The organism is Methanomethylovorans sp. (assembly GCF_050177135.1).
GTDB lineage: Archaea > Halobacteriota > Methanosarcinia > Methanosarcinales > Methanosarcinaceae > Methanomethylovorans.
In genome coordinates this window covers 1-3,955 of record NZ_JBFXHJ010000181.1, presented here as the reverse complement: position 1 = coordinate 3,955, position 3,955 = coordinate 1, and the positions used below count along the sequence as shown (strand labels likewise).

Genomic DNA, 3,955 nt, shown 5'->3' with positions numbered 1-3,955 from the left:
TGTATTCCAATCTGCAGACAGTGTTCAAATTCCTTCATGTCTTCACCGGAAGAGTGAAAGCAGCAAACGGATTAGGAATATACGTTGTAGAGGATGGAATGCATGATCAGCAAACTATAACCACCCTGCAGCAGCTTTTTGATGGAATGATCGAGATCCGCGCAAGCGGTGAGCACCACTGTGTACGTGTGGTGGGATTAACTCCAAAACCAACTCCCTGGTTTGAGTATGAGATCGAAGGTAACCACCTGAAGCTTAAAGAATGTAAGTGAAGGAAAGGCTACCCGTAAAACCGATCCATATTCGCCCATGTGCCCCCTTAATGCTATTGAACTTTTATGCCACAGAGTATTTGAACATGAAATAAATTGGGAATAGCTATGGACAAAGATAGGTTACACGAACTAAAAGCAGAAGCTTCGCAATTGAAACCAGTAATGAACATTGGTAAGAACGGGATCACTGAAACAGTTGTGCAAGAGATAAAAAAGCATCTTAAAGCCGATCACCTGATAAAAATAAAAATGCTAAAAAGCTCCCGGGAAGAAAAAGATACAACAACTATAGCAGAAGAACTGTCACAAGCCACTGCCTCAGAGGTAATAGAAATAAGAGGCAATAACGTGGTACTGTACAAGTGAATAAGACTACTATTTGATCTCTGAAGGAGGTATTACTTCCACTTCCTGCAGGATCATGAGTTCACGAGGCAGCATCTGCCGTAATTCCGGGATTATTGCCCTGATCTTATCCTCCGCGTCTACTGCCTGCACTATTATGGGCAGGTCTGCACCAAGCCTGAGCACGTTCGCAGTATGGATCACGTGATCGACGCCATAACCTTCTATGCAGTGATGCACTGTTGCTCCGGCAATGCCTGTTTTTTTAAAGAACTCGATAACAGCATGATATGCAGCCTTTCCACGATACGAATCCTTTTCGCTCAGGTATATCCTAAGGATAACATGTTTCATTATATTCTACTATCTGACACTTATTAGATTAAGTTTACCAGCAACTGGCCGGCCTTCACAGATGCGAGGCACATGAACACGTTAAGCCCTATATTGAAGACAAAATAAGTTAGTTCATTTTCTTCCAGCAGGCGGAAACTCTCGTATGAGAACGTAGAGAAAGTTGTGAATGATCCTAAAATACCTATGTTGACAAAATGAGCGATGCTCCCGTTAGCTCCTGAGAATGTCAGATATGATAGGATGAAACTCCCAATGACGTTCACAGTGAGAGTGCCTGTCGGTATCACCGATAATCTCGGCACTGCTCCGGCTACAAGGTATCGCAATACAGCGCCTATAGTGCCTCCGATACCCACAAGCAATACCGCTGAGTATGACGTGCTACCGCCTCCGTCCCAGATAGATCATACAGGCCCGCCCCAGAAGAACAGCAAACAGCCCTGGCAGTATATTGGCACAGATGAAGATCACAGAAGCTAAAAAGCTCATCTGAAAAGCATATACTGCAAAGCTTGAAAAGGTCGTGAACGAGCCCAAAAAGCCTATGCCTGCGAACAGGCGAACACGGGTGGGGACATAACCCAGGAACTCGCTGTGGTACATGAGCAAACCCAGACAAAAGCTTCCGAGGACATTGACTGCCAGAGTGCCCCTGACAGATGTCAGGCTCTGGCAGAACGTGAACCTGGCCACTGCACCCAGAAATCCTCCGCAGCCTATTGCAAGGAGATCTTTTACATCCCAGTCTCTGGACATTCTTACTACTCGATCAGCACGACATCGACTTCGCTTTGTTTCTCATATCCTTCCACGTGCTCAGGTATGATAACAAATCCCTGGGATTTGGCAATGGAACTAAGGATACCGGCTCCGGCAGTCATCAGGGGATGAGCGGTACTGCCATCGAGTATGACCCTGGCATAACTAAGATACCCTTCACGCGAGGTGATCTTGGAGCTCAGCTGTGCCTTTACTATGACATCCGGCACATCCGGGGCATTTGCCACCTTCCTTAGTGCGGGTCTGCCAAACACGAACAATGCCACAAGACCTGCCGCTGGGTAACCGGGCATGCATACTACAGGTTTGTCATTGACCAAACCAAGAGCAGTGGGTTTGCCGGGGCTCAGGCCCACGCCATGCACCAGTAGCTCTCCCTGAGAAGCCACAACACCGGGCACGAAGTCCTTTTCTCCTACGGATGTGCCGCCGGAAATGATCAGCAGGTCTGCATCCAGATTTTCCTTAATGGCCTGCTCTATCTGGCCTGTATCCTCCAGCACTATATTATGATACCTGGGTACTCCGCCCCATTGTTCCACGTACAGTCCTATCATGAGGCTGTTGCTCTCCAGGCTCTTGCCGGCCGGTGGCAGCTCGGTGTATGAGAGAGGTACCAGATCATCACCAACCGGAATAATGGCAACCACGGGCTTAGAATAGACCTTTACTTCCCTGATACCTAGGGAGGCCAAAACCCCTACATCACATGCCCTCAGCAGATGACCTTTGTTGAAAAGGATCTCGTTCCTGCGGATATCCTCACCTATGTAACCCACATTCTTGCCCGGATGCAGCTGTGCCCTTATTTCGATCATATCACCCATGGATACGGTGTCTTCGATCATCATCACCGCATCAGCGCCTTCGGGCATATGCTGGCCTGTGCCTACCCTTGCACATGTGCCTTCTTCCACAACATCGGAAAGCTGTAACATCACAGGATTCAGAGGGGATGCACCCAGAGCGTCTGCAGCCCTCATGGCATAGCCGTCCATTGCGGACCGCCTGAAATGAGGCACATTCCTGGGAGCTATGGTATGTGTGGCCAGCACCCTGCCGGGACAATCCCGGATACTGATCTCTTCGGTCCTTGTGATAGGAGTAACAGATGCCAGGAATTTTTCCTTCGCCAGGCCTACGGACATGCGCTCCCTGAATATCCTGTCCATCCGTGATCACCCGCCGGATACGGGAGGCAATACGCCGAGCTCATCACGGTCGCTGACCCTGGTGTCAAGACCATCAAGATGAGTGATATTGTCACCGTTAAGAAAAACATTCACATATCCGCATAATATGGGATCAGAAGCAGCCGTTTCAAAGATCCTGTCCTTAAGGCCTGGAAATTGCCGCACAAGGGCTTCCAGCACCTCAAGCACCGTATCGCCTCCGAGCTTCAACTCTGAAGTCCCTGCTATCTCTTTAAGGTTTGCAAAGAGCCTTACCTTAACCTCTGTCATGGGCGTGTATTTATAAAGATATTAGATAAACCTTGTGTCAAAGCGGGAGTTTGTGGGATGAGGATGTGGGAGGGAAGCTTTGAGTCGGTATTGTGAAATGTAAAACATATTGCACCTAATAATACCTGATTAAAAAGAGAAAATATAATAATAATTAATGCATAAAGTGTGTATTAGAAATATGGAGATAATGTTTCATTTGATTATCAATTGAACGACATATGGATAAACTAGGAAGAAACCTAATGATTCAAATTGATAACCTCAGAGAAATAGATTTTGAGTCTATTCCTATTGATTCTTTCTGGAATACCGGAGATGAAAAAGAACTTAAAATGCATAGGATTCATTCTTATCCAGCAAAATTTCCAGCTTTTATAACTACTAAGGCACTTGAATACGCTCAAAAAAATTCTATTAATACAGAGATAATAGCTGATATATTCTGTGGATGTGGAACAGTTGCTTTTGAAGCAAAACGTTGCAATATCGACTTTTGGGGATGCGACATAAACCCTGTGGCAACAATGATAGCACAGGCGAAAAGTCACAAATATCAACCAGATAAATTGGATAAATATTTTAATATTATTATTGACAAATATAATCAGATTAATGTTGATTATACATGCTATGAATTTGCAAATGAGCGGCTGAAATACTGGTATGACAAAGAGAATTATGAAGATCTTTTACGCCTGAAATCTGCAATCAATGAATCAATCCCTCTCAAAA

At 45.6% G+C, this 3,955-nt stretch carries 8 protein-coding genes; 3 read left to right on the top strand and 5 right to left on the bottom strand.

Features of this window, described 5'->3' with window-relative positions; all coding sequences use genetic code 11:
* Window positions 1–272, top strand: a 272-nt coding sequence (locus tag AB7U21_RS10995) for a DUF7504 family protein (protein WP_428389028.1), incomplete at its 5' end; no start/stop codon positions are given.
* 108 nt (window positions 273–380) lie between these two features.
* Window positions 381–641 carry a YhbY family RNA-binding protein gene (locus tag AB7U21_RS10990; RefSeq protein WP_428389026.1) on the top strand — a complete coding sequence of 87 codons (261 nt, stop codon included), beginning with the start codon at window positions 381–383 and terminating at the stop codon, window positions 639–641.
* Between the two features lie 9 nt (window positions 642–650).
* On the opposite strand, the gene AB7U21_RS10985 is transcribed toward AB7U21_RS10990, so the two are convergent.
* The 5 genes from AB7U21_RS10985 to AB7U21_RS10965 are packed head-to-tail and all read right to left on the bottom strand — an operon-like array spanning window position 651 to window position 3,220.
* The gene (locus tag AB7U21_RS10985) at window positions 651–974 is read right to left on the bottom strand and encodes a DUF190 domain-containing protein (protein ID WP_428389024.1); all 324 of its coding nucleotides are present in this window, start codon (window positions 972–974) and stop codon (window positions 651–653) included.
* 23 nt (window positions 975–997) lie between these two features.
* On the bottom strand, window positions 998–1,378 hold the full coding sequence (locus AB7U21_RS10980) for a fluoride efflux transporter FluC (protein ID WP_428389030.1): 381 nt from the start codon (window positions 1,376–1,378) through the stop codon (window positions 998–1,000).
* On the bottom strand, window positions 1,359–1,733 hold the full coding sequence (crcB, locus tag AB7U21_RS10975; protein WP_428389021.1) for a fluoride efflux transporter CrcB: 375 nt from the start codon (window positions 1,731–1,733) through the stop codon (window positions 1,359–1,361). Before crcB ends, AB7U21_RS10980 begins: the two co-directional genes overlap by 20 nt.
* A gap of 5 nt (window positions 1,734–1,738) precedes the next feature.
* The gene (locus tag AB7U21_RS10970) at window positions 1,739–2,929 is read right to left on the bottom strand and encodes a molybdopterin molybdotransferase MoeA (protein WP_428389019.1); all 1,191 of its coding nucleotides are present in this window, start codon (window positions 2,927–2,929) and stop codon (window positions 1,739–1,741) included.
* A 6-nt stretch (window positions 2,930–2,935) separates the two neighbouring features.
* Window positions 2,936–3,220 (bottom strand): ubiquitin-like small modifier protein 1, encoded by a 285-nt coding sequence (locus AB7U21_RS10965; protein ID WP_428389016.1) that lies wholly within the window; start codon window positions 3,218–3,220, stop codon window positions 2,936–2,938.
* Window positions 3,221–3,441: 221 nt separating this feature from the next.
* On the opposite strand from AB7U21_RS10965, the gene AB7U21_RS10960 reads away from it, so the two are divergent.
* Window positions 3,442–3,955 (top strand): class I SAM-dependent methyltransferase (locus AB7U21_RS10960; protein ID WP_428389014.1); only part of this gene is annotated, 514 nt, incomplete at its 3' end.